The organism is Dyella marensis (assembly GCF_049532885.1).
GTDB lineage: Bacteria > Pseudomonadota > Gammaproteobacteria > Xanthomonadales > Rhodanobacteraceae > Dyella_D > Dyella_D marensis.
The window spans coordinates 3,589,126-3,613,521 of sequence record NZ_CP064029.1 but is presented as its reverse complement, the minus strand read 5'-3'; the positions used below and the strand labels follow the sequence as shown (position 1 = coordinate 3,613,521).

Below are 24,396 nucleotides of genomic sequence, written 5' to 3'. Positions count from 1 at the left end.
CCCGGCCCCTGTTCTTTTCCAGAAGGAAAACCGCATGAATACCTCCATGGCACGCCTTCCCCATCGTGCCGTCGCGGCCGCGCTGTCGGCGCTCGCCGTGGTGACTTCAGCGATGGCCGCACCGGCGCAGGACTCCATGCATGCGGCTCCCGCCACGGCGCCGGTGGACATCGCCAATCCCCTGGTCGGCACCGCCCCGCTGGACCGGCAGGAACTGATCGGCAATGCGCCGCCTCCGGGCGAGCCGCTGTATTCCGGCATGACCCCGCCCGGCGCGAGTCTGCCGCAAAGCTCGACCGAAGCGGCGCCGGTCAATATCAATGTCGATCTCAGTTACCCGACCGGCGTGGCCACTTCGTACGGCTATGGACGCCCTACGATGATCGGCTTCACCGGCGGCGGCGGTTCGACCTATGGCGGGCGCGGCACGCCGATGGTCATGCCGGTGGTGGGCGACTGGACGGTGCCGCCGGATTACACGCCGGCGTATTACGACAAGGCCAGCGAGCGAGCGTCGCCCGGTTACTACGCGGTGGATCTGGCCAGCTTCCACACCAGGGCGGAGCTGACGGCGACGCAGCGGACCACGCTGATGCGCTTCACCTTCCCGGCGAGCCGCCGGTCCAACGTGGTGATCAATCTGCGCCGCGCTGGCGGCGAGGTGGAAGTGGTTGGCGACCGTACGATCCGCGGCGTCAGCACGGATGGCCGCGCGTCGCGCGACCCCAATGGCGCCTGGTTCGTGGCGGAGTTCTCGCGGCCGTTCGCGGCGTTCGGCAGCTTCCATGCAAACCGCGAGCACGAGGGTTACGGTATCGGTGGGCAGGATGTGGAGGCCAGCCGGCGCAAGATTTCCGGCAGCTATGCCGGCGCCTACGTCACGTTCGATACCCAGGCCGGCGAGCAGGTACTGGTAAAGATCGCGCATGGCCACAGCGCCGAGGAAGCCGAGCAGCGGCTGCGTGCCGAAGATCCTGCGTGGGATTTCGACGGGATCCATGCGCGCGCCCGTGCAGCCTGGGCGCAGCTGTTCGAGCGCGTCGAAGTCACCGGAGGCACGCCGAAGCAGCGCATGCTGTTCTATTCGACGCTGTACCACTCGTTTGCCAGTCCGCGCCTGGTGGCGCGCAAGGGCGAGCGCTTCATCGACAGCAAGGGCCAGGTGCAGGTCGCCGGCTACGACCGCTACGGCCCCGTGCCATTCTGGGATACGGGCCGCAACCAGATCGTGCTGCTGATGCTGCTGGAACCGAAGGTGGTGCAGGACATCATGCGTTCCGAGCTGGATATGGCGCGCGAGCGGGGCTACATGAACACCTCCTTCCATGGCGACCATGCGGTCTTTCTTTACGACGGCGCGTGGCAGCGCGGCATTCCGTTCGATTACGCCTCCGCCTATGCGTATCTGCGCAAGAACGCCACCGACCCGAACGGGCCACGCGGTTATCTGGCCGAGTACATCAAGAACGGCTGGATCTCCGATATCGTTCCGCCGGGAAATCCCAGCCCGCCTTATGCCGGCGGCAAGGCTGGCGCCGCGACCACGCTGGAATACGCCTGGGACGACCATGCGCTGGCCGATGTCGCCAGGCGCCTGGGCAAGGCGGAAGACGCGCAGATGTTCATGCGCCGCGCCGCGAGCTATCGCAACGTATTCGATCCTTCGGTGGGTTTTGTTCGTGGACGTACCGAGGACGGCCAGTGGATTTCGCCATTCGATCCGGGCGAGCCGTACTACAACTTCATGATGAAGGAGGCGTCGGGTTGGTCCACGCTGTGGCTGGTGCCGCATGACGTGCAGGGCCTGATCGAACTGCTCGGCGGACGCGATGGATTCAATGCCAAGCTGGACGCATTCTTCTCCACGCCTTATCGGCCCAAGGGTATCTGCCGCGATTGCACCGGCCTGATCGGGCAATACGTGCAAGGCAACCAGCCGGATCAGCAGGCCGCCTATCTCTATGCGTGGAGCGGGCAGCCGTGGAAGACGCAGGCGCTGGTGCGCCGTGTTCTCGAAGATCTCTACGGCAGCGATGCCAGTGGTTATGGCTATCCGGGCATGGACGACCAGGGTTCGACCTCGTCCTGGTATGTGCTGAGCGCGATGGGTTTCTATCCGGTCGATCCGGCGACTCCCGATTACATTATCGGCAGCCCGATTTTCGACCGGGTGCGTTTGCGCATGGGCAATGGCAAATCGTTCGAGATCGTCGCGCGCAATAACTCGGCGAAGAATATTTATATCCAGTCCGCGACGCTCAATGGCAAGCCATGGAACAAACCATGGTTCAGCCATGCCGACATCGCTGGCGGCGCGACGCTGGAACTCCAGATGGGGCCGGAGCCGAACAAGGCGTGGGGTGCGGATCCGGGCGATGCACCGGCGTCGATGACCGCCGCGCACTGAAGCCGGATTACTGGTTATTCGAATTCCAGGGAGGCAACGCCAAGCTGAGACTGAGGCTTCGTGCATGTGCCCCTTCACTTTGATATGGGGCGCCTTCATTTGTCGCAGACGCGGCGTTCTGCCTCGACGTCCAAGAATGTCCCCGCGGCCGTAAACGCGCACGCCGGTCCGCACCCATTCGCCATGTGCGCACGAGGACTTCAACATGCCCAATACCAACAACCCCGGTAATCGCGGTGGTGATCACGCCTCGCACGAGCAGCACGTCAAAGCAGGCCAGCAGAGCCACAAGAACGATAGCGACAGCAGCAACAAGCAGGCAGGCTCCAGCGGCCAGCGTGGCGGCAGCCACGAGCAGCACGTGAAGGCTGGCGAGCAGAGCCACAAGAACCGTTGATCTTTTCAGGGCGGCCTTCGGGCCGCCCGCGCGGCGGCGCTTACCGTTTCTTGAGGTAACGCAGTACCGCCGATTCCAGCCGCCGCGGGTGACGACTCTTTTCCGGCGGCACCATGCGCGACAGACTGCCGTCTTCCCAGCCCGTAAAAGCGCGCGGATGGATGTATGAAGCGCGGCAGACGCTCGGTGTATTGCACAGCACACCGGCCACTTGCTTGACTATTTCGTTGACCGCCTGCTGCCTGGCGCGCTTGGGTTTGTCAGGCGGCACCGGCGTGCGCGCCAGCAGGCCGATGGCATATACCGTGCCGGACCAGGTGCGGAAATCCTTCGCGGTGAAATCGCCGCCGCCGATTTCGCGCAGATAATCGTTGACCATGCCCGAGTCCACGGCCTGCCGTTTGCCGTCGTCGTCCAGGTATTGGAACAGGCGCTGCCCGGGCAGTTGCTGGATGCGCGACAGCAGCCGGACCAGGCGCGGGTCGTCGAGCTCGATCTCGCTGCGGCGTCCGCTCTTGGCTTTGAAGCTCAAGCGTAGTCGGCCGCGCCGCGGATGCACGTGATAGGAGCGCAGGGTGGTCAGGCCATAGCTGCCGTTCTCGCTGGCATACGGTTCGTTGCCGATGCGGATCTGCGTGGTGTCCAGCAGGCGCACCACCAGGGCGAGCACTTTTTCCCTCGGCCATCCCGGCAGCGCCAGGTCGGCGCGGACCCTGCGCCGGATACGCGGCAGCGCCGCGCCGAAATCCCTGATGTGCTCGAACTTCCTGCCGTCGCGGATGCCGCGCCAGCGCGGATGGTAGCGATACTGCTTGCGTCCCTTGGCATCGCGGCCGGTGGCCTGAAGGTGGCCGCGCGGATGCGGGCAGATCCATACGTCGCGATAGGCCGGCGGTATTGCCAGCGCTCGGATGCGTGCCAGCACATCTTCCCGCGTCACGCGGCGGCCTCGTGCATCCAGATAGACGAAACCCTTGCCGCGGCGATATCGCCGCAAGCCTGCCTGATCGTCGCTGACATACATGAGCCGCACCGCCGCGGCGTCCGATGCGGCAGCAGCAGGTTTTCGTCGCGCCATTCCCGATTTCCTCGCCGGAGGTTTTCAGGTTTTCATCCGCGATGTGAAAGCGCCGCTTGAGCCAGATGAAAGTGAAGGCGAATGCTTAAACGCTATGCCTGGATTTCACGGCCGTGCCACCGCGTTCTTCCTATAAAAACGCCTGCCGTAATGCGGCGAACTGGAGGATGTCATGGACAAGAATCGCATCGAAGGCACCAAGCACGAAGTCAAAGGCGCCATCAAAGAAGGCGTAGGCAAGATCACCGACAATCCGGCCAAGCAGGTAGCCGGCAATGTCGAAAAGAATGCCGGCAAGATCCAGAAGGAGGTCGGCAAGGAACGCGATCGCCAGCGGGACGAAGACGAGCGCCATTGATCCGCGCCGCGTCGTTCGACAATGGCCCTGGTGCCATGCCGCGACGGCATGGCACCGGGCCTGGGCGATCAGTGATTGAACACCCCGGTGCACTGGTCGTTCTCGCAGGTGAAATCCACCTGGGAGGCGCGGCCTGCGAAAAGCGGAATGCCACCCACCGTGGCGAGCGTCTTGCCATCGCGCTCCAGCGACACCTCGTAGGTGCCCGGCGGCAGCGCGGAGAGGTTGTAGCGGCCCTTGCTGTTGGGCGAGCCGTGGCGGGTGATGCCCTTGTCGCTGTGCACGGTGACCGAGGCGTCCGTGGGGCTCTTGCCGAGAATGCTGGAGCTGGTCGACTGCGCGTAGGCGGCGTTGACGGCGACGATGCCGAACGCGCTCACGGCAATCGCCGTCATGAGCTGGAACGCATGGCGGCGTGCGGTTTTCTGGCTGGTCTTCATGTGGGTTCTCGGAGATGGGGGCACGGCAAACCGGTCGACCGCTTGCGCAGCAGCCGGTTTGCGATCGATGTCAGTTGAAGCGAGGCAGTGGGGACTGCCGAGGTCATTATCTTTTAGCGGAAGCGTTTTTTCTTGCGACTTCTTCGCGCCCGATCGCCCGGATCATTTTCTCCAATGACCCATGGCGAAGGCGTGCCTAAGTTACCCAAGGCGACTCGGGCGAGACATGTGAAAGTCGTAATGGATTTTTTCGGCGCGGGCCGGCTGGTGTCATGCCGGAGGATCAAGGAAAACCGGAAGGCGCTCTGGGGGAAGCCGGACTACAGCATGCAGGCATCGTCCCGGCCGCTGGCCGCGGACTCGTTTGACAACCGCCACGCCGGCCGGAAAATCGCGATGCGCCGATGGCGCTTCTTTGACCGCCGCATGACGTACCGGAGCCTGATGCGATGGACAGTACGGACATCCTGCGTTTCCGCGCCACGATCGGGATCAACAACATCAATCCTTACGTGCTGGTGAGTGCGCGCGATGCGCAACGGCTGAAGCAGGGCTGGCGCAGGCCGATGCCGGTGCGGGTCCGGGTGAACGGCGTGCCGGAGGCGTGGTGGCGTATCAATATGATGCCGCTGGGCGACGGCTCGTTTTACTTGTACCTGCATGCCGAGGTGCGCAAGGCGGCAGCCAGCCAGGTGGGCGATGCCGTCGACGTGGAGCTCGCGTTCGACGATGGCTATCGCAGCGGACCGGTCCATCCCATGCCCCCGGAGTTCAGTGCGGCGCTGGAAAGCAATCCGGTCGCGCGGCAGGCCTGGGAGGCTTTGATTCCAAGCCTGCAGAAGGAAATCCTGCGCTATTTCCAGCAAGTGAAATCAGCCGAGGCCAAGGCGCGGCATCTCGAGCGCGCGATGTATGTGCTGTCGGGTGGCCAGTCGCGTTTCATGGCGCGTTCGTGGAGCGGCGGCCAAGTAAGCTGAATCATTGCCCCGGACCGGTGGCGTCGAAAGGCCATGCCTGCCTGCATTGACGACCGCATGACGCAACCTTGATCGTCAGCGGGCCATGTTGGCGCTACCGCCCTGGGAGCCGCGCATCATGAGCGAGAGCAAAGAGCAGAAGCATAAACCGCGTCGACCTGCGGGGACCTCCGGCTATCCCGAGCCTCAGCCGGTGCCGAATCGCAAGGGCAGCAGCATGCCCGATGCCCAGACGCCGCATGAGCCGCAGAATTCTCCACGGCAGAAGCCCAAGCCTTCCTCGTAGCTGCCGTTGCATCCACCCTGTGCCACCTTCATTCCAAAGTAGACGCATGTCGCCCCCTCCCGCAGCGAGCGGGAGGGGGCTTTCCTGATGCAGCCCTTGAGGCTGGCGATACAGCAGATTACTGATAGCGCGCTACAACGAACGTCGTCGGCGAGTTGCCGTAACCCGAGACGACGATCTTGCCGTCGCTCTGGATGGCGAGCCCCTGGATCGCGGCATTCGCGCTGCCGACGGCGGTGGTCACCGGACCGAAGCTGTAGTCCTGGTTGCCGAGCTGGTCGTAGCGATTCAAGGTCAGCTGGCGATAGCTGCCTGCACTGGAGTAGCCACCGACGATGATGCCGCCGCCGGCATCGATGGCCACGTCGCTGCCGATCGCATCGCCGCTGCCGATCGCGGTAAGCACCTTGCCCGTGCTGGCACCGAAGCCGCTGTCCAGCGCGCCGGCGGTCGTGTAGCGGACCGCGGCAAAGCGGTAGTAGCCGCCGCTGCTGCTGTTCGCATAACCGGCGGCGACGATCTTGCCGTCGCCCTGGATCGCCAGCGACGTGGCGATGGCGGCGTTGCCGCTGAAGGTGCCGCCCACATTGGTCAGGACCTTGCCGCCGGTACCGAACGTGGTGTCCAGCGCGCCCGTGGTGGTGTAGCGCGTCAACGCGAAGACGGTGCCGCCGCTGGACGCATAGCCGGCCAGTACCGGCTTGCCGTCGGCCTGGATGGCCAGGCCGTTGGCGTAGGCCGAGCTGGTGCCGAGCGCCGAGGTGACCATGCCGGTGCCGCTGCCGAAGCTGTAATCCAGGCTGCCGCTGCTGGTAAGGCGCGCCAGCGCAAAGCTGGAGCCCGCATAGCCCGCCACCCAGATCGAGCCGCCCTGCACGGCAACGGCGAAGGCTTCCGAGGCGCCCGCATAGAAACTGACGGTCGCCTTGCCCGAGCTGCCGAACGTCGTGTCCAGCGAACCATCGGTGTTGTAGCGATAGACGGTGAAGTTGCGGATGGAGCTGAAGTTCGGGCACGAGGTGCCTGCGACGACGATCTTGCCGTCGGTCTGCAGGGCGAGTGCGCGCGCCTGTCCCGAGCAGCTGCCGGACGGCGTGGTGGTGACCTTGCCGGTGCCGTTGAAGCTTGTATCCAGCGCACCGCTGGCCGTATAGCGCGCCAGCGCGAAGTCGCCGCCGACGTCCTGGCCGGCGGTGACGATGCGGCCGTCCGGCTGGATGACCGTCCGGGCAGCGGAACCGTAGGCGCCAAAGGCGGTGGAGGTGATGCCGGCCGAACCGAACGCCGGGTCCAGCGATGCGGCCTGGGCGAACGTTGCAACGGCGCTGACGGCACTGATGGCGATGCCGAGCGATACCTTCATGGTGGTGCTGATCACTGATGCTTCTCCCTGTTGAATAACGTCAAATCTATTTGAGGCTCAATGCAAATCACCTTCGCCAGCTGCGTGGCCCCCTGCCAGCAGCGCTGCCCTCCCTGAAGTGAAATCGGATCTTGATGGATCCCCCCTGCGCTGGCCTGACGGCGATCGGCTGATCGGCCGGAAACCCTGGCCCGAGGCGGGTCCGCAAGCGGTCGTTGCGACCCGGTAATCATCCAATTTCGCTGTCTCACGGACTGCGCCGATCGGGGTTTTTATTCGTGCAACCGGCACATGGATGGGCATGCCCGGGAGTCCATTCCCAGCGCCACCCCATGACTTCCAGCGCATGGACTATCCATAACTTCACACTATGCTTCACTCAAGGCTAAGTAGCCCAGAGGGTGAGCCAGGTGGAAGACGTCGCCGGCCTGTTGAAGAAATTCCAGAAGGAGCTGTCGGCAGGCACCGTGTCCCTGGTGCTGCTGGCGGTACTGGGTCAGTCGCGGCAGCCGATGTACGGCTACCAGATCGCCAAGCGGCTGGAGGAAGTGGGCGAGGGCGTGCTGGCGGGGAAGCAGAGCGCGCTTTATCCGGTGCTGCGCAACCTGGAGGCCTACGGCTTGCTGGAAAGCGAAGTCGAGCCTTCGGTCAGCGGGCCGCCGCGCCGCTATTACCGCATTACGAAGCTGGGCCGCGAAGCGCTGCGCGAGTGGGTGGCGGCGTGGAGCGCTACCCGCGATTCCGTCGATACCGTCTTGCAAGGAGGGGTGACATGAACACGCCGCGCACCATCGCGCAATACCTGGAGCAGCTGCGCGCCGCGCTGGCCGGTGCCGATCCGGCGCTGATCCAGGACGCGCTCTACGACGCCGAGGAACACCTGCGCGCCGAGCTGCAGGAGCATCCGGGCATATCGCAGGAAGACATGCTGGCCAAGGTGGTGGGCAGCTACGGTTCGCCCGAGGAAGTGGCCGACATCTACCGCGACCAGGAGATCAAGATCCAGCGCGCGCTGCGTCCGCCGCCGCCGCCGAAGCGCCATTCGCTGTTCGGGCGCTTCTTCGGCGTCGCCGCCGATGCGCGCACCTGGGGCTCGCTGTTCTACATGCTGCTGGCGCTGGCCACCGGCATCATCTATTTCACCTGGGTGATCACCGGCATCTCGATGTCGGCGGGCCTGGCGGTGCTGATCGTCGGCATTCCCTTTATCGTGCTGTTCTTCGGCACGGTGCGCGGGCTGTCGCTGATGGAAGGGCGCATCGTGGAGACGATGCTGGGCGTGCGCATGCCGCGGCGTCCGCCATTTCCGGTGGCCGGCCGTTCGCTGATGAGCCGCATCGGCGCCATGTTCACCGACGCGCGCACCTGGACCACCATGCTGTACATGGTGCTGATGCTGCCGCTGGGCATCGTCTACTTCACCATCACCGTGACCCTGCTGTCGGTGTCGATCGCATTTATCGGGGCGCCGCTGGCCTGGACCTTCGGTGACTTCGACCACGAACTGGCCACCATCAACTGGGGCTATGGCGCGCACGTTCCTACGTTCGGCGATGCACTGGTGCTGCTGGCCGTCGGCGTGCTGCTATTGTTCGCCACGCTGCACCTGGTGCGCGGCCTCGGCCGGATGCATGGGCTGATCGCCAAGAGCCTGCTGGTGTCGCGCAGCGTCAACTGATCCCTGCCAGTCCGTCGCCGGAGGCCTCATGCTTCGTACGCGTTCGTGCCTGATCTTCGCGCTGTGCCTGTCGTCGAACTTCGCAGCAGTGGCGGCGGATGCGCCGCCTTTCGAGCCCGCACAGGCGAAAGCCTGGTTCGCCGAGGCGACGCAGCAATGCCAGAAGGACGGCGGCAAGCTATGGGGTGCCAGCCTGTGCGGCCCGATCATGCTGGTCGATCCGCCCACCCGCCGCGTGATCGCCAACCAGGCGGACGCGCAAGGTTTGCTGAAAGCCGAGCAGGGCGTGTTCACCGGCCACCTGCCGGACGACGTCTCCTTCGCCAACAGCTCGCTGGACTGGGCCGGCGTGCGCTGGGCGCAGATGGGCTGGCCGCTGCCGGCGGATGCGGGCCAGCGGCGCGTGCTGATGGCGCACGAGTCCTTCCATCGCATCCAGTCGCAGGTGGGCCTCGATCCGCCGCATGAGCTGGGCAACGATCAGCTCGACACCTTGCAGGGCCGCTACCTCATGCAACTGGAGTGGCGTGCCCTGGCCAAGGCCGTGGCGGCCGCCGACGACAAGGCACGGCGCAGCCACGCCGCGGATGCGCTGCTGTTCCGCGCGGCGCGCTACCGGCAATTTCCCGACGCCGCGCAGAGCGAGCGCTCGCTGGAACGCAACGAAGGCCTGGCCGAATACACCGGCATCGCGATCGGCGCGGTGTCGCCCGCAGAGCGCACCGCGCTGACCGCGGACGACCTGGTTTCGCACGTGTCGGCGCCCAGCTTCGTGCGCTCGTTCGCCTATGCCACGGGGCCGGGCTATGGCCTGCTGCTGGATCGCTATCTGCCGGCGTGGCGGCAACGCATCAGAACGCCGGACACTGGACTCTCCGATCTGCTTGCCGGTGCACTGGGCATCAAGAACGCCAACGCCACCGACGCCGAGGTGCAACGCCACGCCATCGCCTACGACGGCCCCGCGCTGCTCGCCGCGGAACAGGCGCGCGAGCAGCGCCACCAGCAGGACATCGCGCGCTACAAGGCGCTGCTGGTCGACGGCCCGCGCCTGGTGCTGCCGCTGCACGAGCCGAAGGTGATGTTCAATCCCAGCACCCTGGTGCCGCTGGGCGAGGCGGGTACGGTCTATCCCACCATCAAGGTGCTGTCGGACTGGGGCGCCATCGAAGTGAGCGCGGGCGCGTTGCTGGCGCCGGACTGGAAGCATCTCTACGTGGCCGTGCCGGGCAAGCAGGCCGCACGCACGGGCACCATCGCGGGCCCGGGCTGGACGCTGAAACTCAACGACGGCTGGCGGATGGATGCCGGCGAACGACCGGGCGACCTGCTGGTGTCGCCTGCCAACCAGGGCGCGCACTGAGCGCACCGCGCACGAGGTTCTTAGATGCAGGACACGCTGGGATTTCTGATCGGCCGCTGGAGCGGCGAGGAACAGATCGCCACCACGCGCTGGGGCCAGGGCGGCCCCGCCACGGCGGAAGTGGATGCGCGTATCGAGCTGGGCGGCAAGTCGCTGGTGATCGATTATCGCGAGCAGCGCGACGGCAAGCCGGCACTGCAAGCGCACGCGGTGATTGCCGCGGGTCCCGAACACGATCGCTTCGAACTGTTCTGGTTCGACAGCTACGGCTTCGTGCCGTCCGCGCCGGCGCCGGGCCATTGGGACGGCAAGCGCCTGGTGTTCCTGCGCAGCTCGCCGCGCGGGCAGACGCGCCATGTGTACACGCCGAAGGACGACGGCAGCTACACGCTCGCGCTGGAGAGTTCGTTCGACGGCGGCGTGCAGTGGGAAGCGGTGATGAGCGGCACGTATCGCCGCATCGCCTGATCCGGCGAGCTCTCGCCAGCGACCTCATTCGGGATCTTGGCTCCGAACTTTAGGAAGCACACCGGGCCATAGCGCGCCCATGCGTTTTCTCCATGCATGGCTGCCAACCCCGGCGATCGCCTCCGCCTGGGCGAGGCGCAGGCCACCGGCAAGTCCGACAAGATCGCCAAGAAACAGCGCCGCCTGGAAGAAGCGCAACAGGAGCTGCGCGAGGCGCGCGATCGATAACCGTAGGTTGGGGTGAGCCGAAGGCGAACCCCAACAGTGCGATGCGCATGGACGCGCCGATGTTGGGGTTCGCCTTCGGCTCACCCCAACCTACGGATAAGGTGGCGCTGTTCTAGACCAGTTGCAGGTCGCGCGGCTTCGCGCCTGGGAACACCGCCTGCAACTGGCTTGGCGACAAGCCCCAGGTGCGCGCGAACAGGCCGCCGAGCACGTCGCGGTAGTTGTTCAGCACCGGATAGTCCCGATTCTGCAGCAGGTTCTGCGCGTTCACGGCCACCTGTTCGCCGGCGATACGGCCGCCGCGCACGCGGCCACCGAGCACCCAGTACACCGTACCGTGGCCGTGGTCGGTGCCCTTGTTGCCGTTCTCGCGGAAGGTGCGGCCGAACTCCGAAACCACCACCACCACGGTGTTGTTCCACTCGTCGCCTAGCGCGTCGGCATAGGCGGCCAGACCCTGGCCGAGATTGGTGAGGTTGTTGGCCAGGGCACCGTTGGCGCCGCCCTGGTTGACGTGCGTATCCCAGCCGCCGACGTCGACAAAGCCCACGCGGTACTGGTCGCGCATCATGGTGGCGATGCGCTGCGTTTCGGCGGCGAAGTTCTTCGCGGTGGTGGCGCCGCGGTTGGCCTTCATCATCTCGTCCTGCAGGTCCCTGGAGACCTTCTGGCGCAGCTCCAGCCCGTCGGTGGCGGCGGCGGCGAGCGTGGTGCCCTTGTACATCTCGGCCAGGATGGCCGACTGGCGTTCGTCGAAGGCCGGCTTGGCCACGCCGCGCAGCGAGATATTCGGGATGTCCTTGCCGCCGCCCTGGAAGCTCAGCGGCAGCGCATCGGTGAAGGCGATCGAAGGCACGTTCGACAGCGAGCCGGAAAGCCGCGCGAGGAAGCCGGAGCGATAGTCGCTGCGCTGGCCGGTGGGTTCGCCGGATTCGATATTGTCCTGCGTCTCGAAATGGCTGCGCGACATATCGTCGGTGCCGGCGAACGGCACGAAGGCCAGCTGCTTGCGCTGCCACAGCGGATAGAGCGAATCGCGCAGCACCGGGTTGAGGCCCCACTGGCCGTCCAGCGCGATCGCGCTGTTGGCATTGGCCGCATCGGGGCGCGCGATGGCGATGGTGGGGCGCGATTCGTAATAGAAGTCGCTGCCGCAGGGCACCAGCAGGTTGTTGCAATCGTAGCCGCCGCGCAGGAACACCAGCAGCAGGCGCGGCGTGCTGGCCGGCGCCGCGAACAGGCGGCCGGAGTAGCCGAACATCGGCGAGGCGGCGGCAGCCGCGGCGGCAAGCAGGAACTGGCGGCGGTTCATGGCGATCCCTCAGCGATAATCGATCAACGGTAATTGAAGTCAGGCGACGACAGCAGGAAAGTGTTCCACTCCTGCTGCGAGGCGGCCTTGCCCAGCGCATCGCGCGTGGCCACCGAAAGATGCGGATCGATCGCGTCGTAGTACAGCCGCGTGGTCAGCATCGGAAAGCCGGGCGCCACGCCGTTGCTGCCCTCGGGCACGAACAGGCGGTTGTTGCCGGTGCCGATGGCGCGCGCGATCTCGAAGCGCTTGGCCATCTGGCCTGAACTGGCCCAGCCGGCGGCGTCCAGCGGCCAGCCGTCCGGCGTGAGGCGGCCATAGATCGGCTCGCCCAGCTGGTTGAGCCAGTTCAGCAGCGGACGCGCATTCACCACCGGGCGGCCGTCGTAGGCCAGGCGCACCGAGGAGACCACGAACTGCATCGGGTCCTTGAACTTCTTGCCGCTGTCGGCGGTGAATTCCTTGGCCTCCAGCATGGTGCGCAGCACCTTGGCGATATCGCCGTCGCTGCGCTGGAAGGTGCGCGCCATCTTGTCGACCAGGCCCGGCGGCGGCTCGTCGGCGACGAAATAGCGGGCCAGCTTGGTGGCGATGAATTTCGCGCAGGCGGGCTGGCGGGTGATCAGGTCCACTGCCTTTTCCACTTCGTCGAAGCCGCTGCCCTTGATGCGCTGGCCGAGCAGTTGCTTGTCATCGAAGTCGTGGCGCATCGGGTTGAACTCGAACAGGCCATCGCGCACGTAGAGCGAGGCCATCTTCGGATTGATGCGCTGCTTGTCGGCCGGTGGCGCGATGCCTACGCCGGTGAGCACCAGGGCCAGCTGCTGCACGTCCTGCTGCGTGTAGCCGGAACCCACGCCCAGCGTGTGCAGTTCCATCAGCTCGCGCGCGTAGTTCTCGTTGACGTGGCCCTTGGCGTTCTGCGCGTTGTCCAGGTATTCGAGCATGGCCGGGCTTTTCAGCGTGGCCATCACCAGGTCCTTGAACTTGCCCAGCGCATGCGGGCGGATGCTTTCCTCGGCGAAGCGCGCGGCCACCCAGCGCACGCGCCCCTTGGCCCCGTAGATGCTGAAGTGGTTCAGCCAGAACCACACCATCTGTTCCTTGAGCTGGTTGGATCCATAGACGGCGCGCAGCAGGGCGGCTTGCTGGGCCTCCTGCAGCAGGCCGTTGCCACGCTGCTGCAGGGCCTTGCGCGCCTCCACCTTGGCATCGCCGTCGGGCATGTCCTTGATGCGTTCCTGCTCGGCCTGGTACGAGGCGATCAATTGATCGGGCGGTGTGCTCACCACCTCGTAGCCGCGGATCAGCTGGTCGATCGCCGGCGGCAGCTCGTCGCCGAGCTTGTCGTCCAGTTGCGCATCGAGATAGCGGTCGCGGCCGAGCTCGCGATAGCGCGCCACGCTGGCGCTGTCCAGGCCGAAGCCGTCGCGGCGCAGCCAAGCCACGTCGTCGGCGCCGAGCGCGTCGCGGCCGCGTGCGGAAGCGGGCGGCGCGGCAAGCGCGAGCGTCGCGGCGCAGGCGAGCAGCAGGGTGGAAAGGTGTCGGCGTAATGCCTGTGGGCGGAATGGAGCGGAGCGGCGCATGCGTCTTGGCTTCCTGGCGGTTGACGTCGGCGAGGGTTGCGGGAACTGACAACGCGTCACCTTGCCATGCGTCGACACGGGCCATCCGTGGACCGGGCCGCATTCGGCCGGCATTCACCACCCGGGCCGCCGCATGAACTTGCGGTGGCCGGGCGCTTTCAGAACTCGTCGACGAACTCCACCGCGATATCCAGCTCGCGCGTGGCCAGCAGGGCGACGTTGCGCACCAGCTCGGCTTTCTTCTGCGGCGCTTCGATCTCCACGCGCACCACGTCGGCCTGGTTGTCGTCGACCAGGTCGCTGGAACTGGAATCGTCGCGCATCTCGTCCATGGATTCTTCGTCCACGTCCTCGACGTGTTCGATGCCGTCGATGCCGCGGATCGCGCCGATCAGCGTATCGATCTTGTCGCGGTTGCCGGAGACGCGCATTCGGATCATGGGCATGGCGGAGTACCGGGTGCTGCGGATGCGCCGACATGCTGGCGCGGGGCCTGTATGCAACGGGTGATGCAAGCGGTAAGGATCAGTAGTGGCGACGCGGCTTTTCATGCTGCAATAAGCGCAGTGCCAACCGACGCATCGCCCATGCCCAAGACCTACGACCGCGCCTATTTCGACAAGTGGTACCGCAACCCGCGCCATTCGGTGGCCTCGCCCACGGAGCTGCGGCGCAAGGTGGCGATGGTGGTGGCGGTAGCCGAGTACTACCTGGGCCGGCCGATCAGCAACGTGCTGGACGTGGGTTGCGGCGAGGCGCCGTGGCGCGCGCCGCTGCGCGCACTGCGGCCGGGCATTGCCTATCGCGGTCTGGATGCCAGCGAATATGTGGTGGCGCGCTACGGGCGCAGCCGCAATATCGGCTGGGCGCGGTTCGGGCAGCTGGCGGAGCTGCGCTTCGACGAGCGCTTCGACCTGATCGTCTGCACCGACGTGCTGCATTACCTCAAGCCGGCGGAAATCCGTGCGGGTCTGGGCGGCATCGTCGACATGCTGGAGGGCGTGGCCTTTCTGGAGGCCTATACCAGCAAGGACGACGTGGCCGGCGACCACGACGGCTTCGCCTCCCGCGCGCCGTCCTGGTATCTGCGCAACTTCCGCGAGGCGGGGCTGCTGCCATGCGGCTCGCATTGCTATCTGGGGCCGCGGCTGGAACGGCGCATCGCGGCGCTGGAGCGGGCGCAGCTGGCCTGAGCCGGGCCTGGCGCGAGTTCGACTGCGGGCGGGCTTTCCGCCTGAAATGCTGGCTCCCTCCCGGGCGGAGGGAGCCAGGATCGCTATGCGGCAATCAAGGCAGGTTGTCGAGGTCGACGTCCGGCGGCGTGCCATTGGCCGTGCGCACGAAGGTCTGACCCGATGCGACGGACGGCGTAAAGAAGCCGTCGTTGCGCAGATAGAACGCGTTGCCATCTTTCAGGCCGCCGGCGAAATCCAGGCGCTGCTTGTTCAGGCCGGTGGGGTCGACGTCGTAGTAGGCCGAGGTCAGCTCGGTCCACGCTCCACCTGCGGGCTTGGCCCACTCGTTGCCGTAGGTGGCGCGGCGGCCGATAAAGCCGTGGTCCGGATCGAACGATTCCAGGAACGAATACAGGCCCTTCAGATACGTCGCCACGCCGGGATATTTCCAGGTGGCGATCAGATGCCAACTGCAATTGCCGTGCGAGCTGTGCGCATTGCACTGTCCGCGCGAGGCCGCATCGGCGAACCACGAACTGAACAGCGTATTGCCCGCATCGTCGAGCTGCGCGCGAGTGATGAAGCGATAGGTATGGCCCGCTTCCCATGGGTAGACCAGGTAGCTCTGGCCGCCGGTGCCTTCGCCGCCGAAGCCATTGGTGGTGACGCCGGGACCTTTGCGCACCAGGGTAGTGCTGCCGCCGCTCGGCGGGTCCCATACCGAGAACAGCACGCGGCGTTCGGTGGGCGAGTTCACCTGGATGCCGAAGTAGCCGACGTTGAAGCCGTTGGCCATGTAGTACGAGCCGACCGGATCCTCGCCCACCGGCACGGTGATCTCGCTGTAGAAGTATTCGGTATTCGCCGGCGCCTTGAAGCCCAGGTGCACCGAGGGGCCGCGGCGCGACCAGTAGAAATTGTCCGGATCGTTGGCGTAGGTCAGGCCAGCCGCGGCGGCGCTGCCGGAGACCTGCAGGCCGCTGATATCGCCGTAGTAGCTGCCGTCGGTGGACACGCCCTGCAGATCCACGCGCACATAGCCAGGCTGCGCCACGGTAAAGCTGCCGGCGTCGAACGGACCGGCCGCGGCGCTGCTGAGGTTGGCCAGGCGCGACTGGCCGTTCACCGACACCTTCACCGTGCTGTGGCTGGCACCGCCGAGCGAACCGACCAGGGCGAGTTTCAGTTCGCCGGCCTGCTGCACGTCGAAGAACACGCTGACCACGGCCTTGTTGGAATCCCAGTTGTGCAGGCCGTCGTCGGCGATGGTCTCGTCGGCGGTGGGCGCGGGATGAGTGACGTAGGCGTTGCCGCCGAGCGGCACAGTGTTGGTTGCGTCCTGCGCCATGGCGGCGCCGGACATGGAAAGCAGCGCGACGAGGCTGCGGTACATGATCGATCGCATGATTCCCTCCCAGTGGATGACGGTGATGCGTCCCGCGGCCGGCGCGGGATAAAGCGGCGCGGCTGCCTCAGGGCAGGGCGTTGAGATCGATGTCCGGCGCGGTGCCGTTCGCGCTGCGCACGAAGGTCTGGCCGGAAGCGACGGATGGCGTAAAGAAGCCGTCGTTGCGCAGATAGAACGCGTTGGCGCCGCTGAGGCCGCCGGCGAAATCCAGGCGCTGCCTGTTGAGGCCGGTGGGGTCGACGTCGTAATACGCGGAGGTGAGCTCAGTCCAGGCACCGCCCGCCGGTTTCGCCCACTCGTTGCCGTAGGTGGCGCGGCGTCCGATATAGCCGCGTTCCGGATCGAAGCATTCCAGGAACGAATACAGCCCGCTGAGATAAGCGCTGGTGCCGGGGTATTGCCAGGTGGCGATCAGGTTCCAGGTAGCCGGGGTGGCGGCGTCGGAGAACCATGACGTGTACTGCGTATTGCCGTTGCCATCCGGTTGCGCGCGGGTAAGGAAGCGATAGGTATGGCCCGCCACCCAGTTGAAGACCAGGTAGCTCTGGCCGCCGGTGCCTTCGCCGCCGAAGCCATTGGTGGTGACGTTGGCGCCCTTGCGCACCAGGGTGGTGCTGCCGCTCGGCGGATCCCACACCGAGAACAGCACGCGCCGTTCGGTGGCGGAATTCACCTGCATGCCGAAGTAGCCGACGTTGAAGCCATTGGCCATGAAGTAGGAGCCGATCGCGTCCTGCCCGGCGGGGACGTTGATCTCGCTGTAGAAGTATTCGGTGTTGGCGGGCGCGGTGAAGCCCAGGTGCACCGAGGGACCGCGGCGCGACCAGTAGTAGTTGGCCGAATCATTGGCGTAAGTCACGCCCGCGTTGGTGGCGCTGCCGGAAACCTGCAGGCCGCTGATGTCGCCGTAGTAGCCGCCGTTGGTGGACACGCCTTGCAGATCCACCTTGACGTAGCCCGCCTGCGCCACGCTGAAGTTGCCCGCACTGAACGGACCCGGCGAGGTGCTGCTGAGATTCACGTTGTGCGACTGGCCGGCGACGGTGACTTTCACCGTGCTGCTGCTGGCGCCGTTGAGCGCGCCGGCCAGGGCAAGCGACAAGGTGCCGGCCTGCTGCACGTCGACGTAGACGCTGATCACCGCCTGGCTGGAATTCCAGTTGTGCAGGCCGGTGTCGTTGATCAGTTCGTTCGCGCTGGACGAGGTTTGCGTGATGAAGGCATTGCCACCCAGTGGCACGGTACTGGTGGCTGCGTGCGCGGCGGTGGACATCGCAAACAGCAAGGCGAGGCTTTGGTACGCAATCGATCGCATGACTCCCTCCCAAGTAGTGACGTTTCGATTCGTCAGGCGGACCGTCCCCAGCGGTCCGGTGTTGCGGGTCAGGCAGGTTTCGCGTCGCGTCGACCGTTATTCCGGTTTCGTTTTCGTTTTAAGCGAAAATGAAAGTTATTGATTCAAAACGGAAGTTAATCGACGGAAATCGGAGGATAATGAAAGTTATCGGCGATGCAAGTGCTGCGCATCGCAGTAGCGCGATGAAGGGGGGAGGGGGCGCCGTAGGTTGGGGTGAGCGCAGCGAACCCCAACACGCTCCATGCAGGCGCGACGCATCGTTGGGGTTCGCTGCGCTCACCCCAACCTACGTCGTGTGCTGCTAAGGATTCAGACCAGCATCACTTCCACGCCCGCCGCACGCAGTGCTTCCACTGCCTTCGGCTCGGCGCTGTTATCGGTGATCACGCGATGCAATTGCTGCACGGGCGTGATCACCGAGAGGCTGCGCTGCCCCAGCTTGCTCGCGTCGAACACCGCGATGGTTTCGCGCGATACGCGGATCATCAGCGCATTGAGCGAAGCTTCCAGCGGATCCGGCGTGGTGACGCCCACCACCGGATCGAGTCCGTCCACGCCCAGAAACAGCTTGTCGGCGGAAAGCTTGGCCAGCGCCTGTTCCGCGTCGGGGCCGACCAGCGAATACGAGGTCTCGCGCAGCAGGCCGCCCAGCATCATCACGCGGATATTGGAAAGGCCCGACAGCTCCAGCGCGATATTCAGCGCATTGGTGATCACGGTCAGCGACTCGAATTTCTGCTGGCGGATCTGCCGCGCGATCTCCACCGTGGTGGAGCCGGAATCGAGAATCACCGTTTCGCCATTCTGGATGAGCCGCGCCGCGGCCTGGCCGATGCGCAGCTTCTGCGCGTGATGGCGCGTCTCCTTGATGTTCAGCGGCGTGTCGTGCGCATTGGGCGCGGTGGCGGGCAGGGCGCCGCCGTGCGAGCGGGCGATGGCCGACGTGCGCGCCAGCGATTCGAGGTCGTTGCGGATGGTGACGGCCGAGGTGCTGAACTGCCTGGCCAGCTCTTCCACCGTGGCCCGGCCCTGCTTCTCGACGTATTCGACGATCAGGCGGCGACGCTCTTCCACCAGCAGGCGGCGCGTCGGGGCGGAGGCTCGGTTTGGAGTCATGGAAGGCCTAGAAGTCGTGCGGCGTTGTCATGGTATACCTTGCGCAGGATAGCGTCTGGCAGGTCCAGCCCATAGATGGACCAGCGCCCTTGCGGCGGGGTTTCCGCGGGGGCGTAGTCGAAGTACTCGTCGTCGGTTTCCAGGAAGCGGTAGTAGATCTCGTACAGCGCGTCGCCGAACAGCTGCTGCGGCACGTCGTCGCCCCAGGGCGAGGGCACCGCATCGGTGCCGAACAGGATGCGGTCCTGGAAGCGCTCGAAGAAGCGCCGCGCCGTGCGCGGCTGGCGGCCCAGCTCGCCGATGCGCGCGCTGATGTCCACCAGGGTATTGGGATAGCGCTCCAGGCAGGCCGCCACGGCTGCGAGGTTTTCCGCGCCGTTGCCCACATGCATCAGCGCGAAGGTGGTGTTCGGGTGGCGTGCGATCAGGCGGTCGCGCGCGGCGATCAGTTCGGCATTGCTGGGGAATTCCGGGCCGTAGAACGACCAGTCCGGATGCCTCGCCAATTCCTCGTAGCGCTCGTTGCCCGCGTCGGTGGGCAGGAAGAACGCCTCCGGATCGGAGACGTGCATGAACACCGGCAAGCCCAGCGCGGCGCAGGTTTCCCACATCGGGTCGAAGCGGCGGTCGTCGATCGCCACCAGCGGGCCTTCGTCGATGCGCTCGCGCAGGTACAGGCCCAGCGTCTTCAGCAGCTTCAGGCCGCGCGCGCCGGCGCGGTGGGCATGCACGATGGCGTCGGCCTGGCGGTTGGCATAGTCGGCTTCGCCGAACAGGCCGAACGAGGGTTCGGTCAAGGTGAGGAAGCGGCCGGGTGCGGCCTGGTCGAAGGTGCGGATGGCCTGCTCCAGCCCCGCGCCGGTGCCGCCGGTGAGGTTGACCAGGGTGCGGATGCCCTTGCGATCCATCACCGGCAGCAGGTCTTCCGGTGTTGCAAAGACGGTGATTTCCTCGCCCACCGACACGCCGTTGCGCACGTTGGCGGTCCAGGTGAGGTGGGTGTGCATGTCGATCACCGGGAAGCGCGGGCGCTCCACCCGGGTCTGCTTCACGTGCAGCATGCTGCGCGGCTTGAAGTCGAACAGGCGCAGGCTGCTCTTGCTCTCGTCCGGCGCGGTGGCGAGCTGGTTCTTGCCGCTGTCGATGCGGACAGTGCCGGCGCCGGTGGGCGGGGAGCAGCAGAGGCAGGGTTTGGGCATGAGAGCGTTTTCTGGTCGCGTAGGTTGGGGTGAGCGCAGCGAACCCCAACGTGGTGACGGCGGTGCACGGGTTGTTGGGGTTCGCCTGCGGCTCACCCCAACCTGCGTCCGACGATCAGCGCGGGTACCTGGCCATGATCTTGTGCACCTCGTGCACCAGCGCCACCGCCTGGTCCAGCGGGCGCAGCCACATGTTGCGGCCGAACATCACGCCCTGCGCGCCGGAAGCCATGTAGAACTCGACCTTGCGCAGCACCGCCGCATCGTCGTCGTTCTTCTCGCCGCCGGAGAACAGCACCATGGTGCGGCCGGCCGAGCGCACCACGCGTTCGGCACGCGCGGCGGCATCTTCCTGCAGCTGGTCGTACGGCGCCGGTGCATTCGTGCGGTGGTCGTTGGGCTCGTGCAGCTTGACGATGTCCGCGCCCATCTCGATCGCCACGCGCGCCGCATAGTCCTGCGCGAACAGGCTGTTCTTGCCGCCCTTCGCCTCGATCGCCTCGCCGCGCGGATACGACCACATCACCAGCGGCATGCCGTAGCGCTCGCAGTCCTGGCGCACCTTTTCGAACTGGCGGATCTCGTCCGCCTGGCGCGGCGAACCCACATACATGGTGTAGCCCACCGCGTCGGCGCCCAGGCGCACCGCATCCTCGACCGAAGCGAACAGCGGCGAGGTGGCTTCCGCGTCGCTGGGGATATTGGTCTTGCCGTTGAGCTTGAGGATCAGCGGAATGCGCCCGCAGTACTCGCCCATGTACTTCTCGGCCAGGCCTACGCCCAGCGCGATGGCGGAGAAGTTGCCTTCCACGGCGAGGCGGAACTGGTAGTCCGGATCGATCGCGGGCGGATTGGGGAAGAAATCGGTCGGGCCGTGTTCCAGGCCCTGGTCCAGCGGCAGCACCAGCAGGCTGCCGTTGCGCGGGCCATGGCCGTACAGCAGGCGCCACAGGCGGGTGCGCTTGCCGTGTGAAAGCGCCAATTTCGAAAACCGTTCGGAAGTTTTCGAAAGGGCTTGTGTGCTCTGAATCATTTCGAATACCCTGCGTTTCGTGATCGAACGGTTTCACATTCGAGCGAAACGGCCGAAATGTCAATAGTTGATAAGAAAACGAAAGAAAACGATGGTCTTTCCGGACTGCGCAGCCGCCCCGTGGCGGAGCAGCAGACGGCCGGCTATGCCGACACCTTGCGCGAGGTGCTGCAGCAGCCCGCCACCTGGCGCGGCACTGCGGCCCTGCTGCGCGAGCCGGCGGTGCGCGAGCGGCTGGCGCGCGCCATGTCGCCGCGGCCGCCGCACATCGTGCTGACCGGTTCGGGCAGCTCTATGTATATCGGCGAATGCCTGGCGCCCACGCTGCAGCAGGGCCTGGGCATTCCCGCGCAGGCGATCGCCGCCGGCACCTTGCTTACGCACTGGCGCGGCGTGCTGCCGCCGGGCGAGGGCCTGCTGATCTCGCTGGCGCGTTCGGGCGACAGCCCCGAAAGCTGCGGCGTGGTGGACCGCGTGCTGGCCGATGCGCCGGCATGGCGGCACCTGGTGATCACCTGCAATGCCAACGGCAAGCTCGCCACGCGCTACAACCACGATCCGCGCGTCACCGTGCTGGTGCTGGACGAGCGCACCAATGACCGCAGCCTGGTGATGACCAGCAGCTTTACCAACCTGCTGCTGGCCGGTTCCGGCCTGCTGCTGGACAGCGCCGACGTGCTGACCGGGCAGGCCGTCGCCGCGCTGGCCGCGGTGGTCGACTACCTGTTCGACGAACAAGCCGTGGCGCTGGCGGAACTGGCTTCGCGCAACGTCGAGGGCGCGGTGTACCTGGGCAGCGGCGGCGGCATCGGCGCCGCGCACGAGGCGGCGCTGAAGATGGTCGAGATGACCGGCGGCAAGGTCATCACCATGGCCGAGACTTTCCTGGGCCTGCGCCACGGGCCGATGTCGAGCATCCGCCCCGGCACGTTGATCGTCGGCTTCCTGTCGGCGGATCCGGCGGTGCGCGGCTACGAGCTGGACCTGCTGCGCGAACTGGACCGCAAGCAGCTGGGCCTGGCCAAGCTGGTGGTGGGCGAGGGCATTCCCGCCGACGTGCTGCGGCCCGGCGACGTGGCGATCGAACTCGCCGGCCTGGGCCACCACGGCGAACTGCCTTCGCTGCTGGCGGACGTGGCGGTGGGCCAGCTGCTGGCATTCTTCCGTTGCCTGCGTCTTGGCGATCGCCCCGATGCACCTTCGCAAGGCGTGCTCACGCGCGTGGTGCAGTCCTTCACGTTGCACGGAAACGGCGCGTGACGACGGCCGTGCCTGGGCGCGTGCTGGTGGTGGGCGAGGTCAATGTCGACCTGGTCCTGAAAGGCCTGCATGCCGAGCCCGCGCCGGGCCAGGAAGTGCTGGCCGACGATTTCCTGATGACGCCGGGCAGTTCCTCGATGATCTGCGCGATGGGGCTGGCGCGGCTGGGCAATGCGGTGGCGTTCCATGGCCGGCTGGGTGCGGATGCGTGGGGGCACTACTGCCTCGGCGCCATGCGCGAGGCCGGCATCGACGTCGCTTCGCTGCAGCCGGAAGCCAGCTTGCGCACCGGCATCACCGTCTCGCTGTCCACGCCGCGCGACCGTGCGCTGGTGACCTTCAGCGGCGCCATCGCGGCGCTGCGCGCGGAAGATGTCAGCGATGCACTGCTGGCGGACGCGGGCCACCTGCATGTGTCTTCGTTCTATCTGCAGAAAGCGCTGCGCCCCGAGATCCGCCAACTGTTCGCGCGCGCCCGCAAGGCCGGGCTGAGCATCTCGCTGGATCCGGGTTTCGATCCCGAGCAGCGCTGGGGCGACGATCTGCGCGGCGTGCTCGAAGACGTCGACGTATTTCTGCCAAACGAAGAAGAGCTGCGCGCGCTGACCGGCGAGACCGACGTGCGCAAGGCGCTGGCCGCGCTGGACAACGGCCGCACCCTGATCGTGGCCAAGCGCGGCCGGCAAGGCTGCGCGGTGCTGCATGACGGCGCGCTGCTGATCGCACCGGCGCTCGCCATCGAAGCGGTGGACAGCACGGGTGCCGGCGACTCCTTCGATGCGGGCTTCCTGCATGCGTGGCTGCGCCAGCTGCCGCTGCGCGACTGCCTGCGCTGGGGCAATGCCTGCGGCAGCCTGTCCACGCGCGGCATCGGCGGCACCACGCGCCAGGCCAGCGCGGACGAAGTCGCGGCCTTGCTGGCGGGCGCCGCATGATCACCGTCGCCGGCTTCAACACCGCGATCGACCGGCTGTATACGCTGGACGCGCTGGAGCCCGGCGTAGTTCAGCGCGCCGCCGCGGTGCAGGCGTATCCCGGCGGCAAGGGCCTGCACGTGGCGCAGACCATCGCCGCCTTGGGCGAGCCGGTGCAGCTGGTCGGCCTGACCGATGCCTTCCATCGCAACCTGATCGCCCGCCGCATGAGCGAGCGCGGCGTGCTGTTCCACGGCGTGGAAATTCCCGGCGAGCTGCGCCACTGCCTGGCGCTGCGCGAGCGCGGCGGGCGCATGACCGAAGTGCTCGATCCCGGCCCGTTGCTGCAGCCGCGCGCGCAGCAGCAATTGCTGGACACCTTGTGGCGCTGCGTGGAAGACACCGACGCCATGGTGTTCTCCGGCAGCCTGCCGCGCGGTTTCGAAGCAGATACCTATGCCGCGCTGCTGCGCCAGATCGCGCCGCGCCACTTGCCCTGCCTGGTCGACGCCAGCGGCGAAGCGCTGCGCCTGGCCGCCGCTGCCGGCGCCTTCCTGCTCAAGCCCAACCGCGACGAGGCGGGCCAGCTGGCCGGCCGCGCGGTGGACACGCTGGAAGACGCCGCCGCCGTGGCGCGCGAGCTGCACACGCGCGGCGTGGCCTTCCCGGTGATCACGCTCGGCGCGCAGGGCGCGCTGGGTTTCGACGGTGCGGCCTGCTGGCACGCCTCGCTCGCCATCGCGCACAGCGCGAATGCGGTGGGCTCGGGCGATTGCTTCCTGGCCGGCGTGGCGGTGGCGCTGCGGCGCGGCCAGGAGCCCGCGCAGGCGCTGCGCCTGGGCGTGGCCTGCGGCGCGGCCAACGCGCTGCACGAGGAGACCGGCTATGTGCAGCGGGCGCAGGTGGAAGCGCTGCTGCCGGAGGTGCAGCTGGTCCGCTACGACGGTTGACGACACCGCGCGACGCCGTGGGAGCGGCGGCGCGCGGGACGGT

25 protein-coding genes are annotated in these 24,396 nt (G+C 66.4%); 14 read left to right on the top strand and 11 right to left on the bottom strand.

All coding sequences use genetic code 11. The features are described from left to right. Positions 1–34: 34 nt before the first annotated feature. The gene (locus tag ISN75_RS15585; protein WP_343818469.1) at positions 35–2,407 is read left to right on the top strand and encodes a GH92 family glycosyl hydrolase; all 2,373 of its coding nucleotides are present in this window, start codon (positions 35–37) and stop codon (positions 2,405–2,407) included. 205 nt (positions 2,408–2,612) lie between these two features. Next, positions 2,613–2,804, top strand: coding sequence for a hypothetical protein (locus ISN75_RS15580; RefSeq protein WP_168646939.1), 192 nt, complete (start codon positions 2,613–2,615; stop codon positions 2,802–2,804). Between the two features lie 40 nt (positions 2,805–2,844). Here ISN75_RS15580 and ISN75_RS15575 read toward each other — a convergent pair whose 3' ends face one another. Next, positions 2,845–3,828, bottom strand: a complete 984-nt coding sequence (locus ISN75_RS15575; RefSeq protein ID WP_343818471.1) for a DNA topoisomerase IB — start codon at positions 3,826–3,828, stop codon at positions 2,845–2,847. On the opposite strand from ISN75_RS15575, the gene ISN75_RS15570 reads away from it, so the two are divergent. Together ISN75_RS15570 and ISN75_RS15565 are read left to right on the top strand one after the other, a co-directional pair. Further along, positions 3,827–4,018, top strand: coding sequence for a hypothetical protein (locus tag ISN75_RS15570; protein WP_343818473.1), 192 nt, complete (start codon positions 3,827–3,829; stop codon positions 4,016–4,018). The two genes, ISN75_RS15575 and ISN75_RS15570, sit on opposite strands and share 2 nt — an antisense overlap. A gap of 36 nt (positions 4,019–4,054) precedes the next feature. Beyond that, the gene (locus tag ISN75_RS15565) at positions 4,055–4,240 is read left to right on the top strand and encodes a CsbD family protein (RefSeq protein WP_168646941.1); all 186 of its coding nucleotides are present in this window, start codon (positions 4,055–4,057) and stop codon (positions 4,238–4,240) included. Between the two features lie 68 nt (positions 4,241–4,308). Here the strand turns inward: ISN75_RS15565 and ISN75_RS15560 are convergent, their stop codons facing one another. After that, positions 4,309–4,680: a carboxypeptidase-like regulatory domain-containing protein gene (locus ISN75_RS15560; RefSeq protein WP_167253971.1), complete on the bottom strand. Its 372-nt coding sequence runs from the start codon at positions 4,678–4,680 to the stop codon at positions 4,309–4,311. Positions 4,681–5,129: 449 nt separating this feature from the next. On the opposite strand from ISN75_RS15560, the gene ISN75_RS15555 reads away from it, so the two are divergent. After that, positions 5,130–5,657: a YdeI/OmpD-associated family protein gene (locus ISN75_RS15555; RefSeq protein WP_343818476.1), complete on the top strand. Its 528-nt coding sequence runs from the start codon at positions 5,130–5,132 to the stop codon at positions 5,655–5,657. Between the two features lie 404 nt (positions 5,658–6,061). On the opposite strand, the gene ISN75_RS15550 is transcribed toward ISN75_RS15555, so the two are convergent. After that, positions 6,062–7,321 (bottom strand): delta-60 repeat domain-containing protein, encoded by a 1,260-nt coding sequence (locus ISN75_RS15550; protein ID WP_343818478.1) that lies wholly within the window; start codon positions 7,319–7,321, stop codon positions 6,062–6,064. Positions 7,322–7,716: 395 nt separating this feature from the next. Between ISN75_RS15550 and ISN75_RS15545 the strand changes: the two genes are divergently transcribed. From ISN75_RS15545 to ISN75_RS15525, 5 genes are all read left to right on the top strand, one after another. Further along, entirely contained in the window at positions 7,717–8,082 is a 366-nt protein-coding gene (locus ISN75_RS15545) for a PadR family transcriptional regulator (protein ID WP_026636043.1), read from the top strand. Continuing rightward, positions 8,079–8,984 carry a sensor domain-containing protein gene (locus ISN75_RS15540; protein WP_343818480.1) on the top strand — a complete coding sequence of 302 codons (906 nt, stop codon included), beginning with the start codon at positions 8,079–8,081 and terminating at the stop codon, positions 8,982–8,984. Before ISN75_RS15545 ends, ISN75_RS15540 begins: the two co-directional genes overlap by 4 nt. Positions 8,985–9,012: 28 nt before the next feature. After that, positions 9,013–10,347: a hypothetical protein gene (locus tag ISN75_RS15535; protein WP_343818482.1), complete on the top strand. Its 1,335-nt coding sequence runs from the start codon at positions 9,013–9,015 to the stop codon at positions 10,345–10,347. A 24-nt stretch (positions 10,348–10,371) separates the two neighbouring features. Beyond that, entirely contained in the window at positions 10,372–10,815 is a 444-nt protein-coding gene (locus ISN75_RS15530; protein ID WP_167253988.1) for a DUF1579 family protein, read from the top strand. A 96-nt stretch (positions 10,816–10,911) separates the two neighbouring features. Next, positions 10,912–11,043: a DUF1090 family protein gene (locus ISN75_RS15525; protein ID WP_343818485.1), complete on the top strand. Its 132-nt coding sequence runs from the start codon at positions 10,912–10,914 to the stop codon at positions 11,041–11,043. A 112-nt stretch (positions 11,044–11,155) separates the two neighbouring features. On the opposite strand, the gene ISN75_RS15520 is transcribed toward ISN75_RS15525, so the two are convergent. From ISN75_RS15520 to ISN75_RS15510, 3 genes are all read right to left on the bottom strand, one after another. Further along, positions 11,156–12,355 carry a DUF1501 domain-containing protein gene (locus tag ISN75_RS15520; RefSeq protein ID WP_168646951.1) on the bottom strand — a complete coding sequence of 400 codons (1,200 nt, stop codon included), beginning with the start codon at positions 12,353–12,355 and terminating at the stop codon, positions 11,156–11,158. Between the two features lie 23 nt (positions 12,356–12,378). Continuing rightward, positions 12,379–13,941: a DUF1800 domain-containing protein gene (locus ISN75_RS15515; protein WP_343818486.1), complete on the bottom strand. Its 1,563-nt coding sequence runs from the start codon at positions 13,939–13,941 to the stop codon at positions 12,379–12,381. Positions 13,942–14,099: 158 nt separating this feature from the next. After that, a complete protein-coding gene (locus tag ISN75_RS15510; protein WP_167253996.1) occupies positions 14,100–14,387 on the bottom strand; it encodes a hypothetical protein in 288 nt (95 codons plus the stop codon). Between the two features lie 141 nt (positions 14,388–14,528). On the opposite strand from ISN75_RS15510, the gene ISN75_RS15505 reads away from it, so the two are divergent. After that, a complete protein-coding gene (locus ISN75_RS15505) occupies positions 14,529–15,134 on the top strand; it encodes a class I SAM-dependent methyltransferase (RefSeq protein ID WP_343818488.1) in 606 nt (201 codons plus the stop codon). A gap of 94 nt (positions 15,135–15,228) precedes the next feature. Here ISN75_RS15505 and ISN75_RS15500 read toward each other — a convergent pair whose 3' ends face one another. The 5 genes from ISN75_RS15500 to ISN75_RS15480 form a co-directional block, all read right to left on the bottom strand. Beyond that, positions 15,229–16,521, bottom strand: coding sequence for a DUF3472 domain-containing protein (locus ISN75_RS15500; protein ID WP_343818489.1), 1,293 nt, complete (start codon positions 16,519–16,521; stop codon positions 15,229–15,231). A 67-nt stretch (positions 16,522–16,588) separates the two neighbouring features. Further along, the gene (locus tag ISN75_RS15495; protein WP_343818490.1) at positions 16,589–17,839 is read right to left on the bottom strand and encodes a DUF3472 domain-containing protein; all 1,251 of its coding nucleotides are present in this window, start codon (positions 17,837–17,839) and stop codon (positions 16,589–16,591) included. Between the two features lie 351 nt (positions 17,840–18,190). Next, on the bottom strand, positions 18,191–18,997 hold the full coding sequence (agaR, locus tag ISN75_RS15490; RefSeq protein ID WP_167254004.1) for a transcriptional repressor AgaR: 807 nt from the start codon (positions 18,995–18,997) through the stop codon (positions 18,191–18,193). Beyond that, on the bottom strand, positions 18,994–20,196 hold the full coding sequence (locus ISN75_RS15485; RefSeq protein WP_343818493.1) for an amidohydrolase family protein: 1,203 nt from the start codon (positions 20,194–20,196) through the stop codon (positions 18,994–18,996). The genes agaR and ISN75_RS15485 overlap by 4 nt, the downstream gene beginning before the upstream one ends. A 115-nt stretch (positions 20,197–20,311) precedes the next feature. Further along, positions 20,312–21,178 carry a class I fructose-bisphosphate aldolase gene (locus ISN75_RS15480; RefSeq protein ID WP_243867977.1) on the bottom strand — a complete coding sequence of 289 codons (867 nt, stop codon included), beginning with the start codon at positions 21,176–21,178 and terminating at the stop codon, positions 20,312–20,314. A gap of 171 nt (positions 21,179–21,349) precedes the next feature. Between ISN75_RS15480 and ISN75_RS15475 the strand changes: the two genes are divergently transcribed. The 3 genes from ISN75_RS15475 to ISN75_RS15465 are packed head-to-tail and all read left to right on the top strand — an operon-like array spanning position 21,350 to position 24,353. Further along, entirely contained in the window at positions 21,350–22,489 is a 1,140-nt protein-coding gene (locus tag ISN75_RS15475) for an SIS domain-containing protein (RefSeq protein WP_423385081.1), read from the top strand. After that, positions 22,486–23,424 (top strand): carbohydrate kinase family protein, encoded by a 939-nt coding sequence (locus ISN75_RS15470; protein ID WP_343818497.1) that lies wholly within the window; start codon positions 22,486–22,488, stop codon positions 23,422–23,424. Before ISN75_RS15475 ends, ISN75_RS15470 begins: the two co-directional genes overlap by 4 nt. After that, positions 23,421–24,353 carry a hexose kinase gene (locus ISN75_RS15465; protein WP_343818499.1) on the top strand — a complete coding sequence of 311 codons (933 nt, stop codon included), beginning with the start codon at positions 23,421–23,423 and terminating at the stop codon, positions 24,351–24,353. Before ISN75_RS15470 ends, ISN75_RS15465 begins: the two co-directional genes overlap by 4 nt. Positions 24,354–24,396 lie beyond the last annotated feature (43 nt).